We start from the raw sequence: 24,338 nt of genomic DNA, 5'->3' as shown, positions 1-24,338 counted from the left end.
GAGGAGAAATGATGAGCAACGTACTCGCTGAGGTCGGCAACGCCTCCAAGCGCGACGACCTGCCGGAGTTCCGCGCCGGTGACACCGTCAAGGTGCACGTCAAGGTCGTCGAGGGCAACCGGTCCCGCGTCCAGGTCTTCCAGGGCGTCGTGATCCGCGTCCACGGTTCCGGCATCGGCCGCACCTTCACGGTCCGCAAGGTCTCCTTCGGCGTGGGTGTCGAGCGTACCTTCCCCCTGCACTCCCCGATCTTCGAGCAGATCGAGGTCGTCACCCGCGGTGACGTCCGTCGCGCGAAGCTCTACTACCTGCGCAACCTGCGCGGCAAGAAGGCGAAGATCAAGGAGCGCCGCGAAGCCTGAGAGGCCCCTGAACCGCAGCGAGTCGATGAGGCTCGTTGTGGGGGGAGTCTCTAGACTCACCGCGTGACTTCGAACGACCGCGATCCCTCCGTCGGTGTCGGGCCTCAGGCCCGCTGGGACGGGCCCGAGATGGGGGGATCGCGGTCGTTCTCGTCTTCTCCGCAGGCCCCGCGCTGGGCCTCGCCGCCGCCGGGCCCGACCAACGGCCCGCGCCGCGAGGAGGAGCACAAGCCCCGCCTGTCGGCCTGGCAGGAGGGCATCGTCCTGGTCGTGCTGGCCGTGCTGGTCGCGGTCGTGGTGAAGGCCCTGTTCGTGCAGGCCTTCTACATCCCCTCCGAGTCCATGGAGCCTGGCCTGCAGGGCGGCCCCTCGGTGGCGACCGATGACCGGGTGCTGGTGGAGAAGCCCTCCTACTGGCTCGCAGGCACCCCGCAGCGTGGCGATGTCGTGGTCTTCTCCGACCCGGGCTCGTGGCTCGGTGTCGACGACTCGGCCGGCCCCAGCAACCTGTTCGGCAAGGCGCTCGCGGTCATCGGGCTCTACCCCGAGGGCGGCCACCTGGTGAAGCGCGTCATCGGGGTCCCCGGCGACGTCATCGAGTGCTGTGACAAGCAGGGTCGGCTGATCGTCAACGGCGTCCCGATCGACGAGCCCTACGCCCGGCCCTCGCAGACCAAGTGCGGCCGCCCCAACAAGGAGGGCGAGTGCTTCGGGCCGATGCCCGGCAACCGTCACTGGGAGGCTGGCCCCGTGCCCGAGGGGTCGCTGTTCGTGATGGGCGACAACCGGGCCAACTCGGCCGACTCGACCGTGCACATGTGCACGGCCAACGAGACCGACTGCGCGCTGGTGCCGTGGGTGCCGGAGGACAACGTCGTCGGCAAGGTCGTGGCGCTGGGCTGGCCGCTGGACCGGGCGAAGTGGATCCACCGGCCCGAGAGCTTCGAGGACGTGCCGTCACCGTGAGCAGTGCGCCCACCCTGCGAGTCGAGCGGTCCCTGCTGCGCGAGGGCGTCACCCATCTCGGTGCCGTCGACGAGGTGGGGCGTGGCGCGCTCTGCGGGCCGGTCTCGATCGGGATCGTGGTGATCTCCGCGGCGACGCGGACGGCACCCCAGGGCGTACGCGACTCCAAGCTGCTCACCCCCGAGGCTCGCGAGATGCTCGCGCCGAAGGTGCGCCGCTGGGCCGTCGACTCCGCCGTCGGGCACGCCCTGGCCTCCGAGATCGACGAGGTCGGGATCATGGCCGCGATGCGGCTGGCCGGTCAGCGAGCGTTGAGCGCCCTGGACGTACGTCCTGACGCGCTGCTGCTCGACGGCAACCACAACTATCTGACCCCGCCGGTGCAGGAGGGGCTCTTCGGCGAGGTCTCCGCGATGGTGGAGGAGGTCGAGGTGCCGCCGGTGACGACGATGATCAAGGCCGACATGAAGTGTGCCGCCGTCGCCGCTGCCTCGATCCTGGCGAAGACCTCGCGCGACGCGCTGATGGTCGCGCTCCATGAGGAGTACCCCGACTACGCGTGGGCCGACAACAAGGGCTACTCCGCCCCTGCCCACATCGCCGCGCTCGAGCGCCTGGGGCCCTCGGCATATCACCGCCGCTCGTGGAGTCTTCCCGGGACTTCGCCTCTCTTGGCTCTAGAGTCATAAAACATGAGCGAGCGTCAGCGAGCGACCGATGACCTCAGGCCGCCGCGTCCGTATTCTTCGCTTTCCTCTACGGGGGCGGCGGCATGAGCGCGGAGGATCTCGAGAAGTACGAGACCGAGATGGAGCTGACCCTCTACCGCGAGTATCGCGACGTGGTCGGCATCTTCAAGTACGTCGTCGAGACCGATCGCCGCTTCTATCTGTGCAACCAGGTCGACGTGCGAGCGCGTACGGACTCGGGGGACGTCTACTTCGAGGTGTCGATGAACGACGTCTGGGTGTGGGACATGTATCGGCCGGCGCGGTTCGCGAAGGCGGTCAAGGTGCTCACCTTCAAGGACGTCAACGTCGAGACGCTCAACCCGACCGACATCGACCAGCCGCTGGACTGACGGCCGGCTGATCTCGGGCCAGTTTCTGTCCACAGGGCGATCTCGATCCGGGGTTATCCCCAGGCACCCCGAATCCAGCTCGGATTGTCGGTGCCCACGATGAGTCTGGACCTCGAAGCCGAAGGGCAGGAGGTCCATGATGAGTTCAACGGCGCCGGCGCGGATCGCGCTGGGAAACTACGGCGAATCGGTCGCCGAGAGGCATCTGGTCGAGGCGGGCATGACCGTTCTCGACCGCAACTGGCGGTGCGCGGACGGGGAGATCGACCTGGTCCTGCGCGAGGGCAACACCCTCGTCGTCTGCGAGGTGAAGACCCGCAGTCATGACGGGTGTGGCACCCCGCACGAGGCGGTCGACAAGACCAAGCTCGACCGGCTGAAGCGGTTGGCGATCGCCTGGTCGGAGAAGCACGACGTGCGCGCCCCGGGGATCCGGATCGACCTCGTCGCGGTGATGCACGCACCCCGTGGCTCGGCGCTGGTCGAGCACGTCAGGGGCCTGTGATGGGGTACGCCCGAGCTCATGGCGTCGCGCTACGGGGCGCGGTCGGCCATCTGGTCGACGTGCAGGCCGATGTCTCGCCCGGTCTGGTGGGAGTGACCCTGGTCGGCCGTGCCGACAGTGTGCTGGCCGAGGGCCGCGACCGGGTCCGGATGGCGATCATCAACTCAGACCTCGAGTGGCCCGCGACCAAGAGGATCACGGTGCTGCTCTCGCCCGCCGACCTACCGAAGGGTGGGTCGCACTACGACCTCGCGATGGCGTTGGCGATCCTCGCGGCCAGCGGCGAGCTCGAGACGACCGGGTTGGAACGCACGGTCTTCATCGGCGAGCTGGCGCTCGACGGTGGGCTGCGGCCGACCTCCGGTGTGCTCCCGATGGTGCTCGCCGCGTCCCACGCCGGGATCGCCCGGGTGGTGGTGCCGGAGCCGCAGGTCGCCGAGGCGCGGATGGTGCCGGGGATGGAGATCCTGGGGTTCCGCTCGCTGGGTCAGGTGGTCGCCGAGCTGCGTGGCGAGCCGGTGCCCGACGCGCCACCGGTCGCGACCGGCACCGGCGGCAGCCTGCTCGGCTGGCGGGGTGACCGCAGGCTCGACGACATGGACATGTCTGACCTTCGGGGCATGCCCGAGACCCGCTACGCGGTCGAGGTCGCGGCGGCCGGTGGCCACCACCTGCTGCTCAAGGGACCGAAGGGCTGCGGCAAGACCTCGATCGCCGAGCGGATCCCGACGATCCTGCCCGATCTCTCCCGCGAGGAGTCGCTGGAGGTGATGGCGGTGCAGTCGCTGGCCGGGGTGCTCGACGTCGACCGAGGCCTCCTGACCCGGCCGCCGTTCGCAGCGCCACACCACGACGCCTCCAAGCCCGGCATCGTCGGCGGTGGCACCGGCCGGGTCCGTCCGGGCCAGGTCTCGCTGTCCCATGCCGGTGTTCTCTTCCTCGATGAGTTCCCGTTGTTCAAGAGCGATGTCATCGAGTGCCTGCGCGAGCCGCTGGAGAGCGGCGACATCACGGTGTCGCGAGGCGAGGAGTCGGTGACACTCCCGGCGCGTGCCCTGGTCGTGCTCGCCGCCAACCCGTGTCCCTGCGGCAACTTCGACGCCTCGATCACCAAGGACGGCTGCATCTGCCGGTCCAACGAGCGCCAGTCCTATGAGCGCAAGGTCTCCGGACCGATCACCGACCGCATCGACATCATCCGCACACTGCGGCCGATGTCGGAGCAGAACCATGATCCGTGGGGCTCGGAGACCAGCGCCGACATCCGTGAACGGGTAACGGCTGCCAGGCGCCGCCAACGCGAGCGCTACGCCGACTTCGGGTGGCGGCTCAACGGGCAGGCGAGCGGGATCGCGCTGCGCGACAACTGGCCGCTGCCACCAGCGGCGGAGGCGCTCATCGACTCACGCATCTTCTCCGGGGCCTTGACCCGTCGCGGTGCGGTGCGCGTGCATCGCCTCGCGTGGACGGTTGCCGATCTCGCCGGGGTCGACTGGCCGGGCGTCACCGAGACCGAGACGGCGCTCGCGCTGCGCAACGGCGGCTCGCTCACGGTGTCGGCCTTCGAGGGGAGGTCGGCATGACCGCGGCGCCCGTCGCGCCGACGTTCACCGACCTCGAGCGCGAGCGGCTGGCCCGGATCGCGCTGACCCAGCTGATCGAGCCTGGCACGCCCCTCCTCGACACCTGCATGGTGGGATCCACCGCGACCGAGGTCTACCGGCGCTTCGCCGAGGAGGATCCCGAGCTCGGCGACGACGGGCTCGAAGCGAGGTCGCGGCTGGCTCAGATCCACCCCGACCGCGACCTGGAGCGGGCGGCCAACGCCGGGTTCCGCTACGTCATCCCCGGCGACGAGGAGTGGCCCACCCAGGTCGAGCGGCTCGCCGGACAGGAACCACTTCAATACCGCACCGGCACGCCGCTCGGCCTGTGGGTGCGAGGCCCGCTCCTGCTCAGCGACCTCGACCGCTCGGTCGCCGTCGTCGGGTCCCGGGACGCGACAGCCTATGGTGCCGACGCCGCGGCGCGGATCGCGGCGGACCTCGCGGTCAACGACTTCGTCACCGTCTCCGGGGCGGCGGTAGGGATCGACGCCGCCGCACACCGGGGCGCGCTCACCGGCCCGCCGGGGAGCACCGTCGCCGTGCTCGCTGGGGGTGTCGATGTTCCTTACCCGCTGCGCAACCAGCGCCTGCTCGAGGCGATCGCCGAGAGCGGGGCGGTGATCTCGGAGATCGCGCCCGGGTCCCCCGTCACCCGCTATCGATTCCTCTCGCGCAACCGGATCATCGCCGCTCTCGCCCGGGGCACCGTGGTCGTCGAGGCGGCGGCGCGCAGCGGCTCCCTCAACACCTCCCACTGGGCCTACAGCATCAACACGCCCGTGATGGCGGTGCCGGGTCAGGTGGGCGCGATGACCTCGGTCGGCACGCACGAGCTCGTACGCAGCGGCAAAGGCGTCCTGGTGACCGACGGTCTCGACGTCCGCGAGCTCGTCGGCGACATGGGGGAGGCGGTTCCCGCCGAACCCCGAGGCCCCGTACGCCGCCGCGACTCCCTCACCTCCATCGAGAAGCAGGTCCTCGATGCGGTCCCGGTGAGCAGTCCCTCGTCACAGCTCGCGATCGCGAGGTCGGCGTGCCTGCACCCGAAGACGGCCGGCACGGCACTGTCGCGACTCGAGGCATTCGGTCTCGCCGAGCGGTTCCCCGACGGGTGGCAGCTGGCCCCGGGCGCGGCTCGCACCTGAGCCCCGAGCCACCGCCTATCCTGGTTCGGGTGAGCGCTGATCCGGAGGCAGACGCGGAGGGCGGGTCCGCCGAGGCGGAGCTCCCCGAGGTCTACGCCGCGCTGCTCGGGGACTACGAGCGACACCTCAGCGCCGAGCGCGGCCTCTCCGATCACACGGTCCGGGCCTACCTCGGTGACGTCCGCAGCCTCCTCGACCACGCCGGCCGCATGGGCCGCACCGAGCCGGAGGCGATCGATCTGCGCACCCTCCGCAGCTGGCTGGCCAAGCAGCAGACGACCGGCCACTCACGTACGACCCTGGCCCGGAGGGCCACCGCGGCCCGGGTCTTCTGCGGCTGGTTGGTCCGGACCGGCCGGGCGCAGGTCGATGCCGGTGCCGCGCTCGGCTCGCCCAAGGCCCACCGGACGCTTCCGCCCGTACTGCGCCCCGACGAGGTCGAGTCCCTCATCGCGGCCGCCATCAGCGCGGCCGAGGACGGCACGCCGGTCGGCATGCGCGACATCGCCGTGCTGGAGATGCTCTACGCGACCGGGGCCCGGGTCGGCGAGCTCGTGGGCCTCGACCTGGACGACGTCGACTACGAGCGCCGGGTCATCCGGGTGCTCGGCAAGGGACGCAAGGAGCGGATGGTGCCTTTCGGTGGCCCCGCGGTGCGGGCGCTCGATCGTTGGGTGGTCCGCGGCCGGCCTCAGCTGGTCACCGAGTCCTCCGGCCCGGCGCTGTTCCTTGGGGCCCGCGGTGGCCGGCTCGACCAGCGTGCCGTACGCACCCTCGTCCATCGTCGCCTCGCCGACGTCCCCGGCGCCCCCGACCTCGGCCCCCACGGTCTGCGCCACAGCACCGCCACCCACCTCCTCGAGGGCGGCGCCGACCTCCGCTCGGTCCAAGAGCTCCTGGGTCACGCCAGCCTGGCGACCACCCAGATCTACACCCACGTCAGCAGCGACCGGCTCCGCAAGGCGTACCGCCAGGCTCACCCGCGCGCCTGACCCGACGAGCCGTCACCCCCGTCGGCCGAGAGGTCATCGGCGTCGGCCGAGGCGTCACTCGCGTCGGCCGAAGTCGATCCTGGTCGCCGACAACGGCAGTTTCGGCCGCCACAACTAGATTCGGCCTACCGGACCGGGTCGCCGCGCCAGAGGGGGAGGAGCCGGACCGGCCGCGGCGCGTCGACGAGCAGCAGCGGGTCGAGGTAGGCGTCGTCGGCGTTGCGGATCCAGCCCCAGTGCAGACAGGCGGCCGGGAAGCAGTGGGAGCCGGCGATACCGAGCCGGCCCAACGGCGCTCCCGCCGCCACCGGATCGCCGACGGCCACGGTGGCCACGACCGGTTCATAGGTGGTCCGCGTGGCTCCGTGGTCGACGCTCACGACCGCCTTGCCGGCGATCGATCCGACGAACGCGACCGTCCCGGCCATCGCGGCGCGAACGACCGCGCCGGGCGGCCCGGCCAGATCGACACCGCGATGACCCGCGCCCCACGGAGCATCTGGCGGGTCGAAGCGGCGCACGACTTCAGGCCGGGGCGTCAGCGGCCACTCGCCCTGGGGGACCTCGTCGGCCCCTCCGACCGGGCTCGGACCCTCGTCGTGACCCACAGCCCCACCCAGTGCGGCGCCGGACGGCGCCACCTCGGCACGTGGCGTTCCGAGGGCTGGGCTTGCCGGGGCGATGAGGACGACGAGGAACAGGGCCGCGACGAGGGCGCGGGCCCGGTCGGAGGGGCGGTACGAGGTCATGACGAGCAGACAACCCCGGATCGAGGCCCCGCACAACGAGCCCCGTACGTCCTGTGGATAACCCCGTCCCGAGACACCCCTGTGGACACTGATCGGCCCGTGCCGGAGCCGGTCACAGCGGATTGGCCCGAGACCCCGGTCGGCGGCTAGTCTTGGACCGGCAGCCCCTTGTGGGCTGACTTCGCACGCCAGCAGACCGCGACGGTGCCTCGCTCCGAGACACCGGTCGCCCGCGGGCGCGGCCCTCAGTCCCGAGCAGCACGCTCAGGTCGGACCGCGTGCAGGCGTCAGGGCCCATCACCACCGATGGGCGCGAAACTGAAAACCGACCGGCTCGCGCCAACACCCGCCCGACCTCGAGAAACGCAAGGTCGAGCCACCAGCGGTGCACACGCGGGCCACCACCTAGGAGAAAAAACATCATGGCAGTCGTGACCATGCGCCAGCTCCTCGAGAGCGGCGTCCACTTCGGACACCAGACCCGTCGCTGGAACCCGAAGATGAAGCGGTTCATCCTCACCGACCGCAACGGCATCTACATCATCGACCTGCAGCAGTCGCTGGCCTACATCGACCGCAGCTACGCCTTCATCAAGGAGACCGTGGCCAAGGGCGGCACGATCATGTTCGTGGGCACCAAGAAGCAGGCCCAGGAGGCCATCGCCGAGCAGGCGACGCGCGTCGGGATGCCCTACGTCAACCAGCGCTGGCTGGGCGGCATGCTCACCAACTTCCAGACCGTGCACCAGCGGATCAACCGCCTCAAGGAGCTCGACGAGGTCAACTTCGACGACGTCGCCGGCTCGGGTCGCACGAAGAAGGAGCTCCTGCAGATGAAGCGGGAGCGCGACAAGCTCGAGAAGACCCTGGGCGGCATCCGCGAGATGGGCCGCACCCCGTCCGCCGTCTGGATCGTCGACACCAAGAAGGAGCACCTCGCTGTCGAGGAGGCTCGCAAGCTCCGGATCCCGATCGTCGGCATCCTGGACACCAACTGCGACCCCGACGAGGTCGACTTCCCGATCCCGGGCAACGACGACGCCATCCGTGCGGTCGGCCTGCTGACCCGCGTGGTCGCCGACGCCGTCGCCGAGGGCCTCATCGCCCGCTCCGGTGGCAAGACCGAGGGCACCGAGGGCGCCACCGCCGAGGAGCCCCTGGCCGAGTGGGAGCGCGAGCTCCTGGCGACCCCGGCCGCCGAGGAGGCCAAGGCCGAGGAGACCAAGGCCGAGGAGACCCCGGCCGCCGAGGCTGCTGAGACCTCCGACGCTGCTGAGACGACCGAGGTTGCCGAGTCCACCGAGGCCAAGGCCGAGGAGATCCCCGCCGAGACCCCCGAGGCCCCGGCCGAGGCCTGAGCCTCATCGTCCCAAGCCACTTATACAAGTCAGAGGAAGACACACATGGCTTACACCGCTGCCGACGTCAAGAAGCTCCGTGAGCTGACTCAGGCCGGCATGATGGACTGCAAGAAGGCGCTCGACGAGGCTGACGGCAACTTCGACAAGGCTGTCGAGATCCTTCGCGTCAAGGGCACGGCCAAGGCCGCCGCCCGCGCCGCGGAGCGCACCACCTCGGCCGGCCTCGTCGCCGCCTCCGGCAACGCCCTGGTCAGCCTCCTCTCGGAGACCGACTTCGTCGCCAAGAACGAGAGCTTCGTCGCTGCTGCCCAGCAGATCGCCGAGGCTGCCGACGCCAACAAGATCAACGACGTCGAGGCCCTCAAGGCCGTCTCGCTCGGTGACAAGACCGTCGGCGAGACCGTCGAGGAACTCGCCCGCACCATCGGCGAGAAGATCGAGCTCGGCCAGGTGGCCTACTTCGAGGGTGAGACCACGGTCTACCTGCACAAGAAGGCCTCCGACCTGCCGCCGAGCCTCGGCGTCCTGGTCGCCTACGAGGGCGACGAGGCGGCCGCGAAGCAGGCCGCCCAGCAGGCTGCCGCGCTCAAGGCGCAGTACCTCACCTCCGACGAGGTGCCGGCCGACGTGGTCGACGCCGAGAAGGACGTCCTCACCAAGAAGACGCTCGAGGAGGGCAAGCCCGAGGCTGCCGTCGCCAAGATCGTCGAGGGTCGGATCAAGGCGTTCTTCAAGGAGATCGTCCTGCTCGACCAGGAGTCGGTCTTCGAGTCGAAGAAGTCCGTCAAGCAGGTCCTGGACGCCGCCAACACGCAGGTGAAGCAGTTCGCCCGCTTCGACGTCGGCGCCTGAACGAGCCTGACTCCGCGCAAACAGCGCGTGATCAGTTAGGTTGAGCAGCAACGTACGACGAAAGGGGCCGGTCCGATGAACCGAATGGTGATCATCGGACCGGCCCTTTCGTACGTCACCCCCACACGCATCACCCCGCACGACGTCGCCCCAGGAAAGGCCACGGCATGACCCGCTACCAGCGCATCCTGATCAAGCTGTCCGGAGAGAACTTCGGCGGCGGGGAGGTCGGCGTCGACCCCATCGTGGTCGCCTCGATCGCCAAGGAGATCGCCGCTGTCGCCGCTTCCGGTGTTCAGGTCGCGATCGTCGTCGGCGGCGGCAACTTCTTCCGCGGCTCCGAGCTGCAGCAGGCCGGCATGGACCGGTCCCGCGCCGACTACATGGGCATGCTCGGCACCGTCATGAACTGCCTCGCGCTGCAGGACTTCCTCGAGAAGGAGGGTGTCGACACCCGGGTGCAGACCGCGATCACGATGGGCCAGGTCGCCGAGCCCTACATCCCGCGCAAGGCCATGCGCCACCTGGAGAAGGGCCGGGTCGTGATCTTCGGCGCCGGCTCCGGCATGCCCTACTTCTCCACCGACACCGTCGCCGCTCAGCGCGCTCTGGAGGTCCACGCCGAGGTTGTCCTGATGGCCAAGAACGGCGTCGACGGCGTCTACACCGCCGACCCGAAGAAGGACCCGACGGCGACGAAGTACGATGAGCTCACGTTCGGTGAGGCGCTGCAGAAGCAGCTCAAGATCGCCGACGCCACCGCGTTCGCCCTCTGCATGGAGAACAAGATGCCGATCGTCGTCTACGGCGCGGAGGACGAGGGGGCGGTCTACCGGATCGTCCAGGGTGAGAAGATCGGTACGCTCGTCACCGCTGGCTGAGCGGCACGAGCCCCCACGCCACCCACACCACAACACTTACGAGCGCACAGGAGCATCCGGTGATCAACGACATCCTCAACGAGGCCGACAGCAAGATGGTGAAGTCGGTGGACTCCACGCGTGAGGACTTCGCCACGATTCGTGCCGGCCGGGCCACCCCGCAGATGTTCAGCAAGATCCTGGTCGACTACTACGGCACCCCGACGCCGATCCAGCAGCTCGCCTCGTTCACCAGCCCCGAGCCGCGGATCATCAACATCGCCCCGTTCGACATCGGCGCGATGGCCAACGTCGAGAAGGCGATCCGCGACTCCGACCTCGGTGTCAACCCGTCCAACGACGGCAAGATCCTGCGTGCGGTCTTCCCCGAGCTGACCGAGGAGCGCCGCAAGGAGTACATCAAGCTCGCCAAGGAGAAGGCCGAGCAGGGCCGCATCTCCGTGCGCCAGGTGCGTCAGAAGGCCAAGCAGGGTCTGGAGAAGCTCGAGAAGGACGGCGAGGCCAGCAAGGACGACGTCACCGGTGCCGAGAAGCGCCTCGACAGCCTCACCAAGAAGCACACCGACGCGATCGACGAGCTGCTCAAGTCCAAGGAAGCCGAGCTGCTCGAGGTTTGAGCCTGTGACCTGCGACGAAGTCGCAGGTCACAACGCGAAAAGATCGAGCGAGCGCACGCCTGAGCTTGCGAAGGCGTGACCGCGGGTCGAGATCCAGCGAGCAACACACTGGCTCCAGCCAGCCACGCGGGGTCAAGACCCAGAAAAGGACCTGAGCATGAAGGAATCCCTTGTGAGCCAGACGCCGCCGTCGCCCTCGCCGTCAGCTTCCGAGCCGCCGAAGAAGGACTACGGCCGCGCCGGCCGCAACCTGCCCGCGGCGATCGGCTCTGCCGTGGTCCTCCTGGTGGCCATCGCACTGAGCCTGATGTTCGTGAAGACGGTCTTCATGCTGATCGTCGTCGGCTGTGTCGTCGCTGCGGTCTGGGAGCTGCACCGGGGCCTGATGGCCAAGGACATGGACGTCCCCGAGCAGCCGCTGATGATCGGCGGCACGGTGATGGTCCTGGCGGCCTACTTCCTGGGCTCCGACGCGCTGGTGACGGCGACCGCGGTCACCGCTCTGGTGATCATGCTGTGGGTGCTGCGGCGTGGGGTCGAGGGCTACGTACGAACGTCGGCGGCCTCCGTCCTCACTCTGTTCTACCTGCCGTTCCTGGGCTCGTTCGTCGCGCTCATGCTCGGCGAGGGCGACGGCTGGACCTCGGGCGGCCTCTCGGACGACGGCGTACGCGGCATCATCGTCTGGGTCCTGCTCACGATCATGTCCGACATCGGCGGCTACGTGGCCGGGGTCCTCTTCGGCAAGCACCCGATGGCGCCGGTGATCTCGCCGAAGAAGTCCTGGGAGGGCTTTGCCGGCTCGGTCCTCTTCACCGTCGCCACCGGCGTCGGCCTGGTCGTCTGGCTGCTCGACGGATCCTGGTGGGTCGGTGTCGCGCTCGGCGTGGTCGCCTGCGTGATGGCCGTCCTCGGCGACCTGGTCGAGTCGGTCATCAAGCGCGACCTCGGCATCAAGGACATGAGCCAGATCATTCCCGGTCACGGCGGCCTCATGGACCGCCTCGACTCGCTCCTGGCGACTGTCGCCCCGGTCTGGCTGATCCTCCACTACGCCGTCTTCTGATGCTCCACCTCGTACGCCACGGCCGGATCGAGGTCTGAGATACGACGGGACGTTCTTGCCGGTTACCGGCTAGTGAAGCGACAGGAATGTCCCGTCGTATCGCTCGCCCGCGATTCTTTACCAAGGATGACGTGGTTCGGCGTTACGGTTGAAGGGTGACCCAGCGTCCCGCGGACCTCGACGTGGACTCCGATCCAGACGTCGAGGCAGATCACGGCCCGGAGGGGGAGTCCTCGGGGTCGGGTGGGGTGTGGGCCTGGATGCACGACTCGCACCCGACCGTGGCAGCCCTGGTCGGGTTCTACATCGGTCTGGCGTACGCGATCCTGGTGCCCGGCACGTGGGGTGCGCTGCTGGCGTGGATCCTCGGGCAGGAGCGGGCCGAGGAGCTGTTCCCGTGGGTGGCGCTGACCCTGTTGGTGCCCCTGGCCCTGCTCATCCCGCGCAAGACCCGCCGCCTGGCCCAGTTCGTCTGGCTGGGGATCGTCCTGACCGTGCTGGTGGTGGTCAGTGTCGGAGCGCTGGTGTTCTGGATCCTGCTCAAGACGGGCTGATCAGGCAGGTCGGATCGAGGTTTCGCCGTACGCCGCACCCCGGTGGGACACTGGAGGGGTGACCGAGCCCGACCCCGCGACCGACGTAGCCCCGCACAGCCCCGAGGCCGAGGCCGCCGCGATGGAGGGGCGCCGCCTGCCTCTGGTGATGGCGCCGCCGAAGGGTCGCGGGAAGCCGCCGCGTCACCTGGCCGACCTCGACCTGGCCGGCCGCCAGGAGGCGGCCAAGGAGGCAGGGCTCCCGGGGTTCCGGGCCAAACAGCTCTCGGTCCACTACTTCGAGCGGCTGGTCGACGACCCCGAGAAGATGACCGACCTTCCCGCGGGCCAGCGCCAGGAGCTGGTCAACACGTTCCTGCCCGACCTGATGACGCCGATCCGGCAGCAGGAGGCCGACAAGGGCACCACCCGCAAGACGCTGTGGAAGCTCTTCGACGGCGCTCTCGTGGAGTCGGTGCTGATGCGCTACACCGACCGCGCCACGGTCTGCATCTCCTCCCAGGCCGGCTGCGGCATGGCCTGCCCGTTCTGCGCCACCGGCCAGGGCGGTCTCGAGCGCAACATGTCGACCGCCGAGATCGTCCACCAGGTCGTCGTCGCGGCCCGGCAGATGGCCAGCGGCGAGATCCCGGGCGGTCCCGGCCGACTCTCCAACGTGGTCTTCATGGGGATGGGGGAGCCGATGGCCAACTACAAGGCGCTGATGGGCGCCGTCCGCCGCCTCACCTCCCCGGCGCCGGAGGGTCTCGGCCTCTCCGCCCGCCACGTGACCGTCTCCACGGTCGGCCTGGTCCCGAGGATCAAGCAGCTCACCGAGGAGGGCATCCCGGTCACCCTCGCCCTCTCGCTGCACGCACCCGACGACGAGCTGCGCAACGAGCTCGTCCCGATCAACACCCGCTTCTCGGTCGCCGAGACCGTCGATGCCGCCTGGAACTACGCGCGCGTGACGAAGCGACGAGTATCCATCGAGTACGCGATGATGCGCGGCATCAACGACCAGGCCTGGCGCGCCGACCTGCTCGCCGACGTGCTCAACTCCTACGGCGACTGGGGCTGGGTCCACGTCAACCTGATCCCGCTCAACCCCACCCCCGGCTCGAAGTGGACCGCGTCCGACCCGGCCGACGAGCGTGAGTTCGTACGCCGCCTCGAGGCCAAGGGCATCTCCACGACCGTCCGCGACACCCGCGGGCGCGAGATCGACGGCGCCTGCGGCCAGCTCGCCGCCGCCGAGTAGCCGCTCGGGCGGTGTCGGCGGGCTCAAGCCCCTGGCGCGGGCCGGCGCTCGTGACCGGGTTGACCTCGGCTGCGGCGGGCCTCCTTCAGCTCCGACTCGTAGAGGTGCCGCTTGCCCTCGGCGAGAGCGTCGCGAGCCTCCTTCTCCAGCCGCTTGAACGTGCTGTAGTAGCCGTCGTCGTACTCCTCGACGATCTGGAACGTCCACCTGCCGTTGAGCACGTTGCGTCCGACGAGCTCACGCTCGAACGTGTCCGCCAGCTCGGCGTGGCCGGCCTCGCGCAGCTGCTGGACGCCCTTGCCGAGGGTGAGGTCGGCCGTGCCGGTGATGCGATGCAGTGCGTACAGGTGACCGCGGGCGATCTCGATCGCTTCGAGTGCCTCGCTGATGGTGCCGAGAGCCTCCATGGTGAGGTCGTCGACGCCTTCGGGCCGGATGTGCTCCTCATCGGTGGTCATGTCGCGATCGTGGCAAAGTCAGCGGGCGGGCGGCAACGCCCGGGCGGCGAGAGATCTCCGCGAGTCACGCGACGTTTCCGCTGATGACACCGCCCGGACTACCTGTCGCCCAGCACGGAGTTCTGGCCACGGGAGGTTCACCGACCTGTCAACCAAGTCGGGGGTCACGTTGCCGGATGGCGCTCACGATCAGAAACATGAGCATCAGCCTCGATCGGGTCCCGCTGGTCGCCGCCAACTCAGAGCCGCTCCGCGTCCTCATCGTCACGGAGTCGTTCCTGCCCCAGGTCAACGGCGTGACGAACTCCGTACGCCGCGTGCTGGAGCATCTCGCGGTCGACGGCCACACCGTCGAGGTCGTGGCCCCCACCGGGCCCACCGAGTACGCCGGTTTCCCGGTGACCCGCACCCGGGGCGCGACGTTCTGGGTCTACAAGGACTTCCGCGTCGGCCTGGAGACGCGGCGCAAGCTGCGCGCGGTGATGCGGCGGTTCGGCCCCGACGTCATCCACGTCGCCTCGCCCGCGCTGCTGGGCCGGCAGGCCGTGCTGGTGGCCAAGGAGCTCGGGATCCCGAGCGTGGCGATCTACCAGACCGACCTGGTCGGCTTCTGGGACAGGTACAAGGCGGTCGGTGGCCCGCAGGCGGCCGCGATGCTCACCCGGCAGGCGCACTCGGCTGCCGACCGCACCCTGGCACCGAGCTCGTCGGCCCTCACCCAGCTGGAGGGTCTCGGTGTCCAGCGCACCGGCCTGTGGCCGCGTGGCGTCGACGTCGAGCTGTTCCACCCCAGCCGCATCGACCACGACCTGCGCGCCCAGCTCGCGCCCAACGGGGAGACCATCGTCGGCTACGTCGGCCGCCTCGCCCAGGAGAAGGAGCTGCACCTGCTGGCGGCGCTGGCGCACAACCCGGCGTACAAGGTCGTGCTCGTCGGAGGTGGCCCGCAGGAGCGTGAGCTGCGCCAGCTGCTCCCGAACGCGACCTTTCTGGGCGTGCTGCAGGGGGAGGAGCTGGGGGCTGCGTACGCCTCCCTCGACGTGTTCGCGCACACCGGCTCCCACGAGACGTTCTGCCAGGCGGTCCAGGAGGCGCTCGCCTCCGGGGTCCCGGTCGTCGCGCCGCGCTCGGGCGGGCCGCTGGACCTGGTCGCCGACGGCGTCACCGGGTTCTTCTACGAGCCCGGCAGCCGCGACGACCTCGGCTCCCACGTCGCCCTGCTCCACAACGACCCGCAGCTGCGGCTGCGGATGGGACGCGAGGCCCGCAAGAGTGTCGCGCACAAGTCCTGGGGCGCGGTGAACGCCGCCCTGGTCGACCACTACCGCGACGTCATCCGGGCACGCCGGCCGCGATGACGTCGAGGACCTCCTCGGCGGTGTCGACGAGGTGGATGTGGCCCTCCATCGCGCGACCGCGGGCGAGGGCCTGCAGGAGCGGCCAGACCGGCAGCTCCTCGGTCCAGTAGCTGCGCCCGACCAGCACCATCGGCGCGACCGCGCTCGCGTCGGCGTAGTAGTTCTCGCAGGCGTCCTGGAAGACCTCCTGGACGGTGCCGCCGGCACCGGGCAGGAAGACGATCCCGCCGTCGCAGACCTCCAGCAGCACCGCCTCGCGGGTGGCGTTGCGGAAGTACTTCGCGATCGCGCCGGCGAACACGTTGGGCGGCTCATGCCCGTAGTGCCAGGTCGGGATGCCCAGCGACCTCCCGGGCGTGCCCGCGACTCGGTCGCGGACAGCGAGGGCCACCTGCGCCCACGCGCGGATCGAGGGCCGGAACGACGGCACCGCGGCGAGCGACTCGAGCGCGTCCTCCAGCACCTCCTTGGACGCCCCTGCGAGGAAGGCGCCCAAGTTCGCGGCCTCCATCGCACCCGGGCCGCCGCCGGTGGCGATCACATGATGGCTCGCCAGATGCTGGGCGAGGCGGGCGGCGTCGGCGTAGGCGTCCTCGCCCCGCTTCAGCGCGTGTCCACCCATCACGCCGACGATCCGCGTGCCCTCGTCACGTCGTGCCCGCACCCACGCCTCCAGCGCGGTGTCGATCGCGTGGTCGTGCAGGGTGATCGCGAGCTCGTCGTCGGCGTCGAGCGACTGCTGCAGCCAGGCGTACGCCTTCGCGTCCAGGCTCCGGGCATAGACCGGGTCGTCGTAGAGCTCCTCGGCGGTGTAGAGCCGGGAGCGGTAGACGTCGACCGGTGTCTCCGGGATCACCGGCATCACCAGCGCGCCCTCGTCCTCGGCGTAGTCGACGTCCCCGGGTGCGAACTCGCACCCGAGGAACGTCGCTCCGGCGAGCTCGGTCTCCCGCAGCGTGGTGGAACGCGAGGTCAGGTCCAGCGACCGCAGCCGCCACCCCCGCAGGCTCCCCGCCCCCGCCGCCAGATGCCCGTCGAGCTCCTCGACCGACTCGATGTCGACGTGCCGTCCGCGGTGATGCTTCATGGGAGCAAACCTAGCCTCTGGCGAGTCGGCACAACCTGACGGGATTCAGCGCCGAGTCGGCTCGTCATGACGAGCCGACTCGGCGAGGGAATTGGTCAGGACGCGCCGACTCGGCGGGTGCTCAGAAGGCGTGGGCCATCAGGTCGGCGTAGATCTCCTGCTCGTCGACCTCCAGGCCGCGGGCCTGGAACCACTTCGCGACGTTGGTGATGTCGCGCAGCAGGAAGTCGAAACCCAGTGGGTTGCCGACCAGGTCGATGATCTGGGGGAGGTCGATGATCACCAGCCGGTCCTGCTGGGCCAGGATGTTGTAGGGCGAGAGGTCACCGTGGACCAGGCCCGCCTGCACCATCGTGGCCAGCGCGTCGACGAGCCCGTCCCACCACATCTCCAGGACGTGGTGCTCCGGCCGGGTCTGGGCGAGCCGCGGCGCCGTCTCGAGCTCCCCGTTGCCACCGTCGACGGCGATCCACTCCATCAGGATCTCGGTGCCGTCGATCTGGACGGGATAGGGGACCGGGAGGCCGAGGTTCCAGCAGCGTACGAGCGCGTTCCACTCGGCGTTGGCCCACTCGGCCTTGGCGACCTCGCGGCCGAAGGTCGAGTTCTTCTTCAGCGCGCGCTCGTCACGGGAGCGCTTGACCGAACGGCCCTCGGTGTAGCTCGCCGCCCGGTGGAAGGTGCGGTGGTCGGTGTCGCGGTAGCGCTTGGCGACCATCACCGCCTCCTGCTCCGGGTAGAGCGGGTCGGCCCGGACGATGAGGAAGGCGTCGGCCTCCTTGCCGGTCTTGAGGATGCCGAGCTCGGTGTCGATGGCGCCCTGAGAGGTCACCACCCAGTCCGGGCGTGGCTCCGGTCCACGGGAGAGCGGCTCCACGGAGAGCCAGGTGGACCAGCGTTGTCCGTCCTCGAGGTCGTCGTAGGCCTGGAAGTCGAAGACGAAATTCGGGTCGATCCTCTGGAGAGGATCAGCGGAGATGTTCTCCTGAGTCACTTCGGGTGCTCCTGATGCGAGAGGTGTGGTCTGTGGGCAGGCACAGGACAACGACAGTCATGGTCTGCTCCTCTCGCTCAGGTGCGCCTCGTGGACGAAGACGCCGGTCGCGGTCCATGGTGGAGGACCGCGACCGGCGTACGCAACAGGTTTATTCGGCCTTACCCGGCGACCAGCCAGATGTCGTCGTCCCCGAGGACCAGAACACGTCCGTCCTCCAGCCCGAGGGAGGAGACTCCGTACGGCGCCGCGAGCGCGGCCGACTCCTCACCGGAGAGGGCATCGATATAGGTGTGCGTGTATTCCGGGATGTCGCGCCCGATGGCGAGCGCGGCCAACGACTGCGGGCCGTTCCCGTAACGGTCGACGATCGGCCCAGTCACCTCGACGCCGGGGTAGATCCTCTTCACCTCGTCCAGCGCGTCATGGGAGGTTCGCGACAGCTTCTGGTTCCACAGCTCTTTCCCGGTGGTGGGGGAGTACGCCGCGATCCGGTCGGTCAGGGTGAGCACGACGGCATCCGGGGTGAGCGAGAGCTGGATCCTGTCCTTCTCCGAGATCGGCCCGGTCTCGATCCGGAAGCTCGTGGCCCGTCGGCCTTCGAGGTCCGTGGTGACCACGTCGTAGGCGTCGCCCGACGGGTTGGTGGCGTAGACCCGGTCGGCGAAGACGTCGACCTTGGGGGAGCCGAGGTCGGGGCACGGAGTGGAGGTGGTCCATGCTCGTTCGCCGGCGCGGACGGCGCCGAAGGTGCAGGTCCCGTCCGCGCGTGCCATGCCGACGAGCAGGTCGCCGACCTGGGCGGCGACGTCGTCCGTGACGTCGACAGCGGGACCGAACGGTTCGCCGTCGCGTACCTGGAAGACCGCACGCTTCTTCGGGTCGATGTCGGTCGCGATCGTCGGGACCCGCCGGACGGACGGGTGGTCCTCGAAGGTGTCGACGCCGATCACCGTCGGCGTCCAGAGGTCCGTCGATCCCCGCGAGGAACGTGATGTCACTCGACCGGAGACGTCGAACCGAGCGGTGACGCAGGCGCTCTTCTCCGAGCACGCGATCGCGTCCAGCGTGCCGTTGCCGCTGATGGCGATGGGTTGGTAGAGATCGCCCGTGGTCCGGTGCCAGGCTTCTTCGCCGTCCCGGTCGTACATCGCGATGCTGTCGATATCGACGACTGCGACGTGGCCGCCGTCGCCGACGAACGCCCACGTGCCGTCCTGGTACTCCTCCGCGACCGTCTTCCCGGACTCGAGGTCCCGGATCGTCAGCCGGTCGCTGTCGTAGGTGTAGATCCGGTCGTGTACGACGACCGCTTCATCGCCGTTGTCCTCGGCTGCCATATGCCATAAGACGTCGCCGGAGATCAGGTCATGGGCCCGCCAGTGCCCGATCCCCAGGACCAGCGCGCCGACGCAGACCAGCACGCCGACAGAGACGAGCGCCTTCTTGGCGCCGGACGAGACAGCCATGACTTCCCCCGAGATCTTCGTGCGACAGCGGCAGCGTAATGCCCGATCACGGGGGGACCGGCGAAGGCGCGGGATGTCAGTGACCGCCGACGAGCGGAGCGACCGCCCGGGCGACCAGGGAGCCCTTGCCGGTGGCGGTCTCCTCCGCGTCGGCGACGGTCATCGCGCGCAGCCCGGCGTTCACGCCGAGCCAGCGCAGCGGCTCGGGTTCCCAGCGCGGGGAGACGTGCCCGACCCAGGGGAGGGCGGTGAGGTCGGAGTCGGTGCCGAGGACCAGGTCTCGCAGCGTACGGCCGGCGAGGTTGGTGGTCGCCACACCGTCGCCGACGTAGCCGCCGGCGTGGGCGAGTCCGCTGGCGGGGTCGTAGCCGACCGAGGCGTGCCAGTCGCGTGGGATGCCGAGCACACCGCCCCACCGGTGGGTGACCTTGTGGCTGCGTACGGCCGGGAACATCTCGACCAGGGTCTCCTGCAGGCGGCGGTGGGTGCGCAGGTCGGAGGCGTCTGCGTGGGTGATCCGCGAGCCGAAGGAGTACGGCGCGCCCCGCCCGCCGAAGACGAGCCGGTCGTCTGCGGTGCGCTGCCCGTAGATCAGCAGGTGCCGGCCGTCGGAGAACGTCTCGCGCTCCTCCAGGCCGATGCTGGACCAGACCAGGTCGGAGAGCGGCTCGGTGGCGATGATCAGAGAACGCACCGGGATGACCTCGCGCTCGAGGCCGGCCAGCGTCGGGGTGTAGCCCTCGGTGGCGCGTACGACGACGTCGGCGGTGACCATGTCGCGCGCGGTCCGCACCTGGTGCGGACCGATGGCGGTGACCCTGGTCTGCTCGTAGATCGTGACCCCGCGGGCCTCGACGGCGCGTGCCAGGCCACGGACGAGCTTGGCGGGATGGAGCGCGGCGCAGTCGGGCGTGTAGGTCGCGCCCAGGGTGCCGGTCGCGGCGAGCCGCTTCTCGGCAGCGGTCTGGTCCAGCAGCGAGATCTCGGCGTCGCCGAGCCCCCAGGAGCGGGCGTGCTCGACCTCGTCGCGGGCGCGCTCGAGCTGAGCGGGCGTACGCGCCACGACGACCGTGCCGCCCTTGGCGATGTCCGCCTCGATGCCCTCCGCGCCGGCGACCCGGATCACCTCGTCGACGGTCGCCCGCATCGCCCGGTCCTGGGCGAGCGCGGCCTCCCGGCTCGAGCCCGCCGCCACCTTGTCGAGCGAGGCGGGGAAGAGGGCCGAGCACCAGCCACCGTTGCGGCCGGAGGCGCCGAACCCGGCGACCTCGGCCTCGAGGATCGCGATCTTCAGCTCGGGCCTGGCCTCGGCCAGGTAGTAGGCCGTCCACAGGCCGGTGTAGCCGGCGCCCACGATCGCGACGTCGACCTCGAGGTCACCCATCAGCGCCGGACGCGGCTCCCAGTCATCGTCCGCGGTCTCGTGCCACAGGCTGATGCCGGGGTAGCCGTTGCTCACCGGACGCCCCAGGCGTAGGTCTGCTTGTGCAGGTGGAGGTACATGAACGTCTCGGTGCTCACCACGCCCTCGATCGCGCGGATCTTGCTGGAGACGAGGTTGAGGAGCGCCTCGTCGCTCTCGGCCACGACCTCCACGAGCAGGTCGTAGGAGCCGGCGGTGATGACGATGTAGTCGACCTCGTCGAGCTTGCCGAGCTCGTCGGCGATCCCCTCGATCGGCCCGGTGGTGCGTACGCCGATCATGGCCTGCCGCGCGAAGCCGAGCTCGAGCGGGTCGGTGACGGCGACGACCTGCATGACGCCGCTGTCGACGAGGCGCTGCACGCGCTGCCGCACCGCGGCCTCGCTCAGGCCGACCTCCTTGCCGATCGCGGCATAGCTGCGCCGACCGTCCTGCTGGAGCTGTTCGATGATCAGCTTGTTGACCTCGTCGAGGTGAGCGCCCCCGTTGCGCTTGCGAGTGGTCATGGCGCCCAGTCAACCTTTTCGCTGTCACCGGATGCAACGAAATCCGTCGTGTGTAACGAACAATTTCCATGATTCCGTACATTCTGTGTGGCTGACAGCCTCTGAAGTTGTCATAGTGGCGTCGTGAACCACGTCTCGCTGACCGATGCGAAGCCCGCCGTCTACTGGCTCGACGACCCGGCGAAGCCCGCGCCGCTGCCGCCCCTGCTCGGGGTGGCGTCCGCGGATCTGGTGGTCGTCGGGGGCGGCTACTCGGGGCTGTGGACGGCACTGCTGGCCCGCATGCGGTTTCCGTCGTGGTCGGTGGTCCTGCTGGAGGCGGGGCAGTGCGGCGACCAGGCCTCGGGTCGCAACGGCGGCTTCGCCGAGGCGTCGCTGACCCATGGCTTCTGGAACGGCCTGGAGCGCTGGCCCGAGGAGCTTGCGACGCTGGACCGGCTCGGCCAGGACAACCTCACCGAGATGGCCGCGACCATCGAGGAGCACGGCATCGACTGCGACTGGCAGCTCACCGGGGCGTTGAACGTCGCGACCCGGCCGCACGAGGTCGAGGACCTGGCCGAGTGGTCGGCGGCACTGAGCGAGCACGGCATCAAGCACCGGCTGCTGGATGAGACCGGGGTGCGGGACGAGCTCCGCTCGCCGACCTATCTCGGTGGCCTGGAGGTCGTTGGCGACACGGCCATCGTCGAGCCGGCACGGCTGGCCTGGGGTCTTCGGCAGGCCTGTCTGGACGCGGGCGTGGTGATCCACGAGGGATCCGCGGTCACCGGGCTCGCTCGTGAGGGGGCAGGGATGCGGGTCTCGACTCTCGCCGGCTCGGTGCGGGCCGGACGGGTGGCTCTGGCCACCAACGCCTTCCCGCCGCTGCTGCGGCGGCTGAAGATGATGACCGTGCCGGTCTACGACTACGTACTCATGACCGAGCCGCTCTCCGCCGCGCAGATGAACGCCATCGGCTGGGCGAACCGGCAGGGCGTCAGCGACTCCGCCAACCACTTCCACTACTACCGCCTGACCAGGGACAACCGGATCCTGTGGGGCGGCTACGACGCGATCTACCACTTCGGTTCGAAGATCTCCCCGGCGCTCGAGACCGGCGCCACCCACGACAAGCTCGCCAGCCACTTCTTCGAGACCTTCCCGCAGCTCGAGGGCCTGCGCTTCACCCACCGCTGGGCCGGCGTCATCGACACCTGCACCCGTTTCTCGGCATTCTTCGGCAAGGCCTACGCCGGCCGCGTCGCCTACGCCCTCGGCTACACCGGTCTCGGCGTCGGCGCCACCCGCTTCGGCGCCCAGGTGATGCTCGACCTCCTCAGCGGTGAGCAGACCGAGCGTACGTCGCTGGAGATGGTGCGCTCCAAGCCCTTGCCGTTCCCGCCCGAACCGGCGCGCTACGCGGGCATCTCGATGATGGTCCGCTCGCTCGGCAAGGCCGACGCCAACGGCGGCCGCCGCGACCTCTTCCTGCGGACGATGGACCGGCTGGGGCTGGGGTTCGACTCTTAGACGGGCTTGGCCCTTAGGCCGGCTTGGCGGGGGCGCTGGGGCCGGTGGTCTTCTCGTGGGTTGGTGGGTCGCTGGGTTGCCGAGAAGCGAGTTCCGCGGGGTTGGAATATCTCGTTGGGCTGGTGGCCGCCGACCCGTTGTGGAGGGTGTTCTCGACGGTTCCCGGAGTCAAGGACGGCCTGCGGCCGCCGGCTTCGCCGGTCGCCTTCGGCGATCCTGGACACCGGGCTCCGCCGAGAATTTTGGCTGGTTATCGGGTCGGCGGCGGGGTTTGGTGCGGAGTTCCTTGGGTTGGGCACGGGCTTGGGATCCCGGGTCGAGGTTGCCTGTCCGCGGTGCTTTTACAAGACGATGACACCTTGTGAACGGTTCACAAGCACGGCGGTCAGCCCGGGCACCGATGACGACCTCGGCAGGCTGGAAGGTGCTGCCTCAACCGGCTGCGGACCGTGCTGGTCAGGCGTCCACCCGGGCGGACGGGCCGGGCGGACGGGCCGAGCGGACAGGCCGAGCGGACAGGCCGAGCGGACAGGCCGAGCAGACGAGCCAGGTGGGTGGGCCGGGCAGGCGGTTGGTGCGATGCGCCGTGCCCCAGTGGCACCGCCAGATCCAGCGCTAGCTCGATCAGCTCTGTCCACCGGATGACGACTAGGCCGCGTCGGCTGCTGGGCGGGAGTGGGCGCAAGCACGGCGGGGTGCGAGGACACCGATCAGCCAGCAGCCCGGCGGGACTCGCAGGGTTATCGACACGGCGACCCGAACTGGCCGCGGACCAGTGGGTCCGAGCGTGCCGTGTCAGCCCGGTCAGCCGGTTCAGCCGGGTCAGCCGTGTCAGCCGGTCCGGGCGCCCCGAGTGAACCGGATCTGCCCATCCGGGAGCCGCTCATGCGTGTAGTTGGGGTCGTGGATGCGGCGATGGTCGCTGGGACACAGCAACACCATGTTCGCGAGGTTGGTGCGGCCGCCTTCGGACCACGGTTTGAGGTGGTGGGCCTCGGTCCAGGCAGCCGGGGCATCGCAGTCCTCGGCTTGGCAGCACTTGTCGCGGAGCCGCAGGGCGCGGTGTTGGACCGGGTAGGCCAACCGGGCGGTGCGGCCGAGGTCGAGGATCTCAGAGTCGGTGCCGAGGACGACGGGGATGAGGTCGGCGTTGCAGGCCATCTTGCGGGCTTCGGCGGCGGTGATCTGGTCCCCGTCGAACCCCAATGCGGCGGTGCCGAGGTCGGCACGGAGCTGGTCGATGCTCATCGTGATGAACACCGTGGTCGCATGCCCGCCATGCCTGGGGAGCGGGTCCACGTCGTAGGTCTCGACGACCCGCGCGAACGCCTGGCCCAGGAGCCGGTCGTAGGGTGCTTTGCGGCCCCGGTTCTCCACGGTCAACTTCCGCGGCTGGGCCAGGGAATCCAAGATCGTGCGCAGCCGCATCCCGACCGCGCGGGAGACCCTTGCGTGAACGTCGATGGTGCCGTCGCCGTTGTCGCGGGTGGAGAAGAAGGTGCGCCGTTGGGCGTGTTCTTCCTCGCGCTGCAGGGCTTTGGCTTCGGCGGCGT

25 protein-coding genes are annotated in these 24,338 nt (G+C 69.6%); 17 read left to right on the top strand and 8 right to left on the bottom strand.

Annotated features, from left to right (window positions below; genetic code table 11):
• The first annotated feature begins 11 nt into the window (after positions 1–11).
• From rplS to ABZ796_RS24130, 8 genes are all read left to right on the top strand, one after another.
• Entirely contained in the window at positions 12–362 is a 351-nt protein-coding gene (gene rplS, locus ABZ796_RS24165) for a 50S ribosomal protein L19 (protein WP_091050100.1), read from the top strand.
• 63 nt (positions 363–425) lie between these two features.
• The gene (gene lepB / locus ABZ796_RS24160; RefSeq protein WP_357340395.1) at positions 426–1,328 is read left to right on the top strand and encodes a signal peptidase I; all 903 of its coding nucleotides are present in this window, start codon (positions 426–428) and stop codon (positions 1,326–1,328) included.
• Positions 1,325–2,017 carry a ribonuclease HII gene (locus ABZ796_RS24155; protein ID WP_357340394.1) on the top strand — a complete coding sequence of 231 codons (693 nt, stop codon included), beginning with the start codon at positions 1,325–1,327 and terminating at the stop codon, positions 2,015–2,017. The genes lepB and ABZ796_RS24155 overlap by 4 nt, the downstream gene beginning before the upstream one ends.
• 83 nt (positions 2,018–2,100) lie before the next feature.
• Positions 2,101–2,409, top strand: coding sequence for a DUF2469 domain-containing protein (locus ABZ796_RS24150; RefSeq protein ID WP_045550889.1), 309 nt, complete (start codon positions 2,101–2,103; stop codon positions 2,407–2,409).
• A gap of 139 nt (positions 2,410–2,548) precedes the next feature.
• Positions 2,549–2,914: a YraN family protein gene (locus ABZ796_RS24145; RefSeq protein ID WP_357340393.1), complete on the top strand. Its 366-nt coding sequence runs from the start codon at positions 2,549–2,551 to the stop codon at positions 2,912–2,914.
• Positions 2,914–4,497, top strand: coding sequence for a YifB family Mg chelatase-like AAA ATPase (locus tag ABZ796_RS24140; RefSeq protein ID WP_357340392.1), 1,584 nt, complete (start codon positions 2,914–2,916; stop codon positions 4,495–4,497). The genes ABZ796_RS24145 and ABZ796_RS24140 overlap by 1 nt, the downstream gene beginning before the upstream one ends.
• On the top strand, positions 4,494–5,666 hold the full coding sequence (dprA, locus tag ABZ796_RS24135; protein ID WP_357340391.1) for a DNA-processing protein DprA: 1,173 nt from the start codon (positions 4,494–4,496) through the stop codon (positions 5,664–5,666). The genes ABZ796_RS24140 and dprA overlap by 4 nt, the downstream gene beginning before the upstream one ends.
• 29 nt (positions 5,667–5,695) lie before the next feature.
• Positions 5,696–6,658, top strand: coding sequence for a tyrosine recombinase XerC (locus ABZ796_RS24130; protein WP_357340389.1), 963 nt, complete (start codon positions 5,696–5,698; stop codon positions 6,656–6,658).
• A gap of 125 nt (positions 6,659–6,783) precedes the next feature.
• On the opposite strand, the gene ABZ796_RS24125 is transcribed toward ABZ796_RS24130, so the two are convergent.
• The gene (locus tag ABZ796_RS24125) at positions 6,784–7,407 is read right to left on the bottom strand and encodes a peptidoglycan DD-metalloendopeptidase family protein (protein ID WP_357340387.1); all 624 of its coding nucleotides are present in this window, start codon (positions 7,405–7,407) and stop codon (positions 6,784–6,786) included.
• Between the two features lie 422 nt (positions 7,408–7,829).
• Between ABZ796_RS24125 and rpsB the strand changes: the two genes are divergently transcribed.
• From rpsB to rlmN, 7 genes are all read left to right on the top strand, one after another.
• Complete coding sequence (gene rpsB / locus ABZ796_RS24120) at positions 7,830–8,765, top strand: 30S ribosomal protein S2 (RefSeq protein ID WP_357340385.1); 936 nt, start codon at positions 7,830–7,832, stop codon at positions 8,763–8,765.
• Positions 8,766–8,810: 45 nt separating this feature from the next.
• Complete coding sequence (tsf, locus tag ABZ796_RS24115; RefSeq protein ID WP_357340383.1) at positions 8,811–9,620, top strand: translation elongation factor Ts; 810 nt, start codon at positions 8,811–8,813, stop codon at positions 9,618–9,620.
• 167 nt (positions 9,621–9,787) lie between these two features.
• Complete coding sequence (gene pyrH / locus ABZ796_RS24110) at positions 9,788–10,501, top strand: UMP kinase (RefSeq protein ID WP_045549304.1); 714 nt, start codon at positions 9,788–9,790, stop codon at positions 10,499–10,501.
• A gap of 62 nt (positions 10,502–10,563) precedes the next feature.
• The gene (frr, locus tag ABZ796_RS24105; protein WP_357340422.1) at positions 10,564–11,118 is read left to right on the top strand and encodes a ribosome recycling factor; all 555 of its coding nucleotides are present in this window, start codon (positions 10,564–10,566) and stop codon (positions 11,116–11,118) included.
• Positions 11,119–11,275: 157 nt separating this feature from the next.
• Positions 11,276–12,184: a phosphatidate cytidylyltransferase gene (locus tag ABZ796_RS24100; protein WP_357340381.1), complete on the top strand. Its 909-nt coding sequence runs from the start codon at positions 11,276–11,278 to the stop codon at positions 12,182–12,184.
• Between the two features lie 155 nt (positions 12,185–12,339).
• A complete protein-coding gene (locus tag ABZ796_RS24095) occupies positions 12,340–12,738 on the top strand; it encodes a hypothetical protein (protein WP_357340379.1) in 399 nt (132 codons plus the stop codon).
• A gap of 121 nt (positions 12,739–12,859) precedes the next feature.
• The gene (gene rlmN, locus ABZ796_RS24090; protein WP_357340420.1) at positions 12,860–13,978 is read left to right on the top strand and encodes a 23S rRNA (adenine(2503)-C(2))-methyltransferase RlmN; all 1,119 of its coding nucleotides are present in this window, start codon (positions 12,860–12,862) and stop codon (positions 13,976–13,978) included.
• Positions 13,979–14,001: 23 nt separating this feature from the next.
• Here the strand turns inward: rlmN and ABZ796_RS24085 are convergent, their stop codons facing one another.
• Positions 14,002–14,436 carry a hypothetical protein gene (locus tag ABZ796_RS24085; protein ID WP_357340377.1) on the bottom strand — a complete coding sequence of 145 codons (435 nt, stop codon included), beginning with the start codon at positions 14,434–14,436 and terminating at the stop codon, positions 14,002–14,004.
• 197 nt (positions 14,437–14,633) lie between these two features.
• On the opposite strand from ABZ796_RS24085, the gene ABZ796_RS24080 reads away from it, so the two are divergent.
• Positions 14,634–15,794, top strand: coding sequence for a glycosyltransferase family 1 protein (locus ABZ796_RS24080; RefSeq protein ID WP_357340376.1), 1,161 nt, complete (start codon positions 14,634–14,636; stop codon positions 15,792–15,794).
• Here the strand turns inward: ABZ796_RS24080 and ABZ796_RS24075 are convergent.
• The 5 genes from ABZ796_RS24075 to ABZ796_RS24055 form a co-directional block, all read right to left on the bottom strand.
• Entirely contained in the window at positions 15,769–16,881 is a 1,113-nt protein-coding gene (locus ABZ796_RS24075) for a Rossmann fold nucleotide-binding protein (RefSeq protein ID WP_357340375.1), read from the bottom strand. The two genes, ABZ796_RS24080 and ABZ796_RS24075, sit on opposite strands and share 26 nt — an antisense overlap.
• A gap of 121 nt (positions 16,882–17,002) precedes the next feature.
• On the bottom strand, positions 17,003–17,875 hold the full coding sequence (locus ABZ796_RS24070) for an RIO1 family regulatory kinase/ATPase (protein WP_357340373.1): 873 nt from the start codon (positions 17,873–17,875) through the stop codon (positions 17,003–17,005).
• A 161-nt stretch (positions 17,876–18,036) separates the two neighbouring features.
• Positions 18,037–19,344, bottom strand: coding sequence for a hypothetical protein (locus ABZ796_RS24065; RefSeq protein WP_357340371.1), 1,308 nt, complete (start codon positions 19,342–19,344; stop codon positions 18,037–18,039).
• A 76-nt stretch (positions 19,345–19,420) separates the two neighbouring features.
• Entirely contained in the window at positions 19,421–20,803 is a 1,383-nt protein-coding gene (locus tag ABZ796_RS24060) for an FAD-dependent oxidoreductase (protein WP_357340369.1), read from the bottom strand.
• On the bottom strand, positions 20,800–21,273 hold the full coding sequence (locus ABZ796_RS24055) for an Lrp/AsnC family transcriptional regulator (protein ID WP_357340367.1): 474 nt from the start codon (positions 21,271–21,273) through the stop codon (positions 20,800–20,802). Before ABZ796_RS24055 ends, ABZ796_RS24060 begins: the two co-directional genes overlap by 4 nt.
• A 123-nt stretch (positions 21,274–21,396) precedes the next feature.
• Here ABZ796_RS24055 and ABZ796_RS24050 point away from each other — a divergent pair, with 123 nt between their 5' ends.
• A complete protein-coding gene (locus ABZ796_RS24050; RefSeq protein ID WP_357340366.1) occupies positions 21,397–22,785 on the top strand; it encodes an FAD-dependent oxidoreductase in 1,389 nt (462 codons plus the stop codon).
• Between the two features lie 831 nt (positions 22,786–23,616).
• Here the strand turns inward: ABZ796_RS24050 and ABZ796_RS24045 are convergent.
• A partial coding sequence (locus ABZ796_RS24045; RefSeq protein ID WP_357340364.1) for a DUF222 domain-containing protein occupies positions 23,617–24,338 on the bottom strand: 722 nt, incomplete at its 5' end.

Source organism: Nocardioides sp. NPDC047086, from assembly GCF_040643685.1.
Lineage (GTDB): Bacteria > Actinomycetota > Actinomycetes > Propionibacteriales > Nocardioidaceae > Nocardioides.
This window is presented reverse-complemented; position numbering and strand designations above follow the sequence as displayed.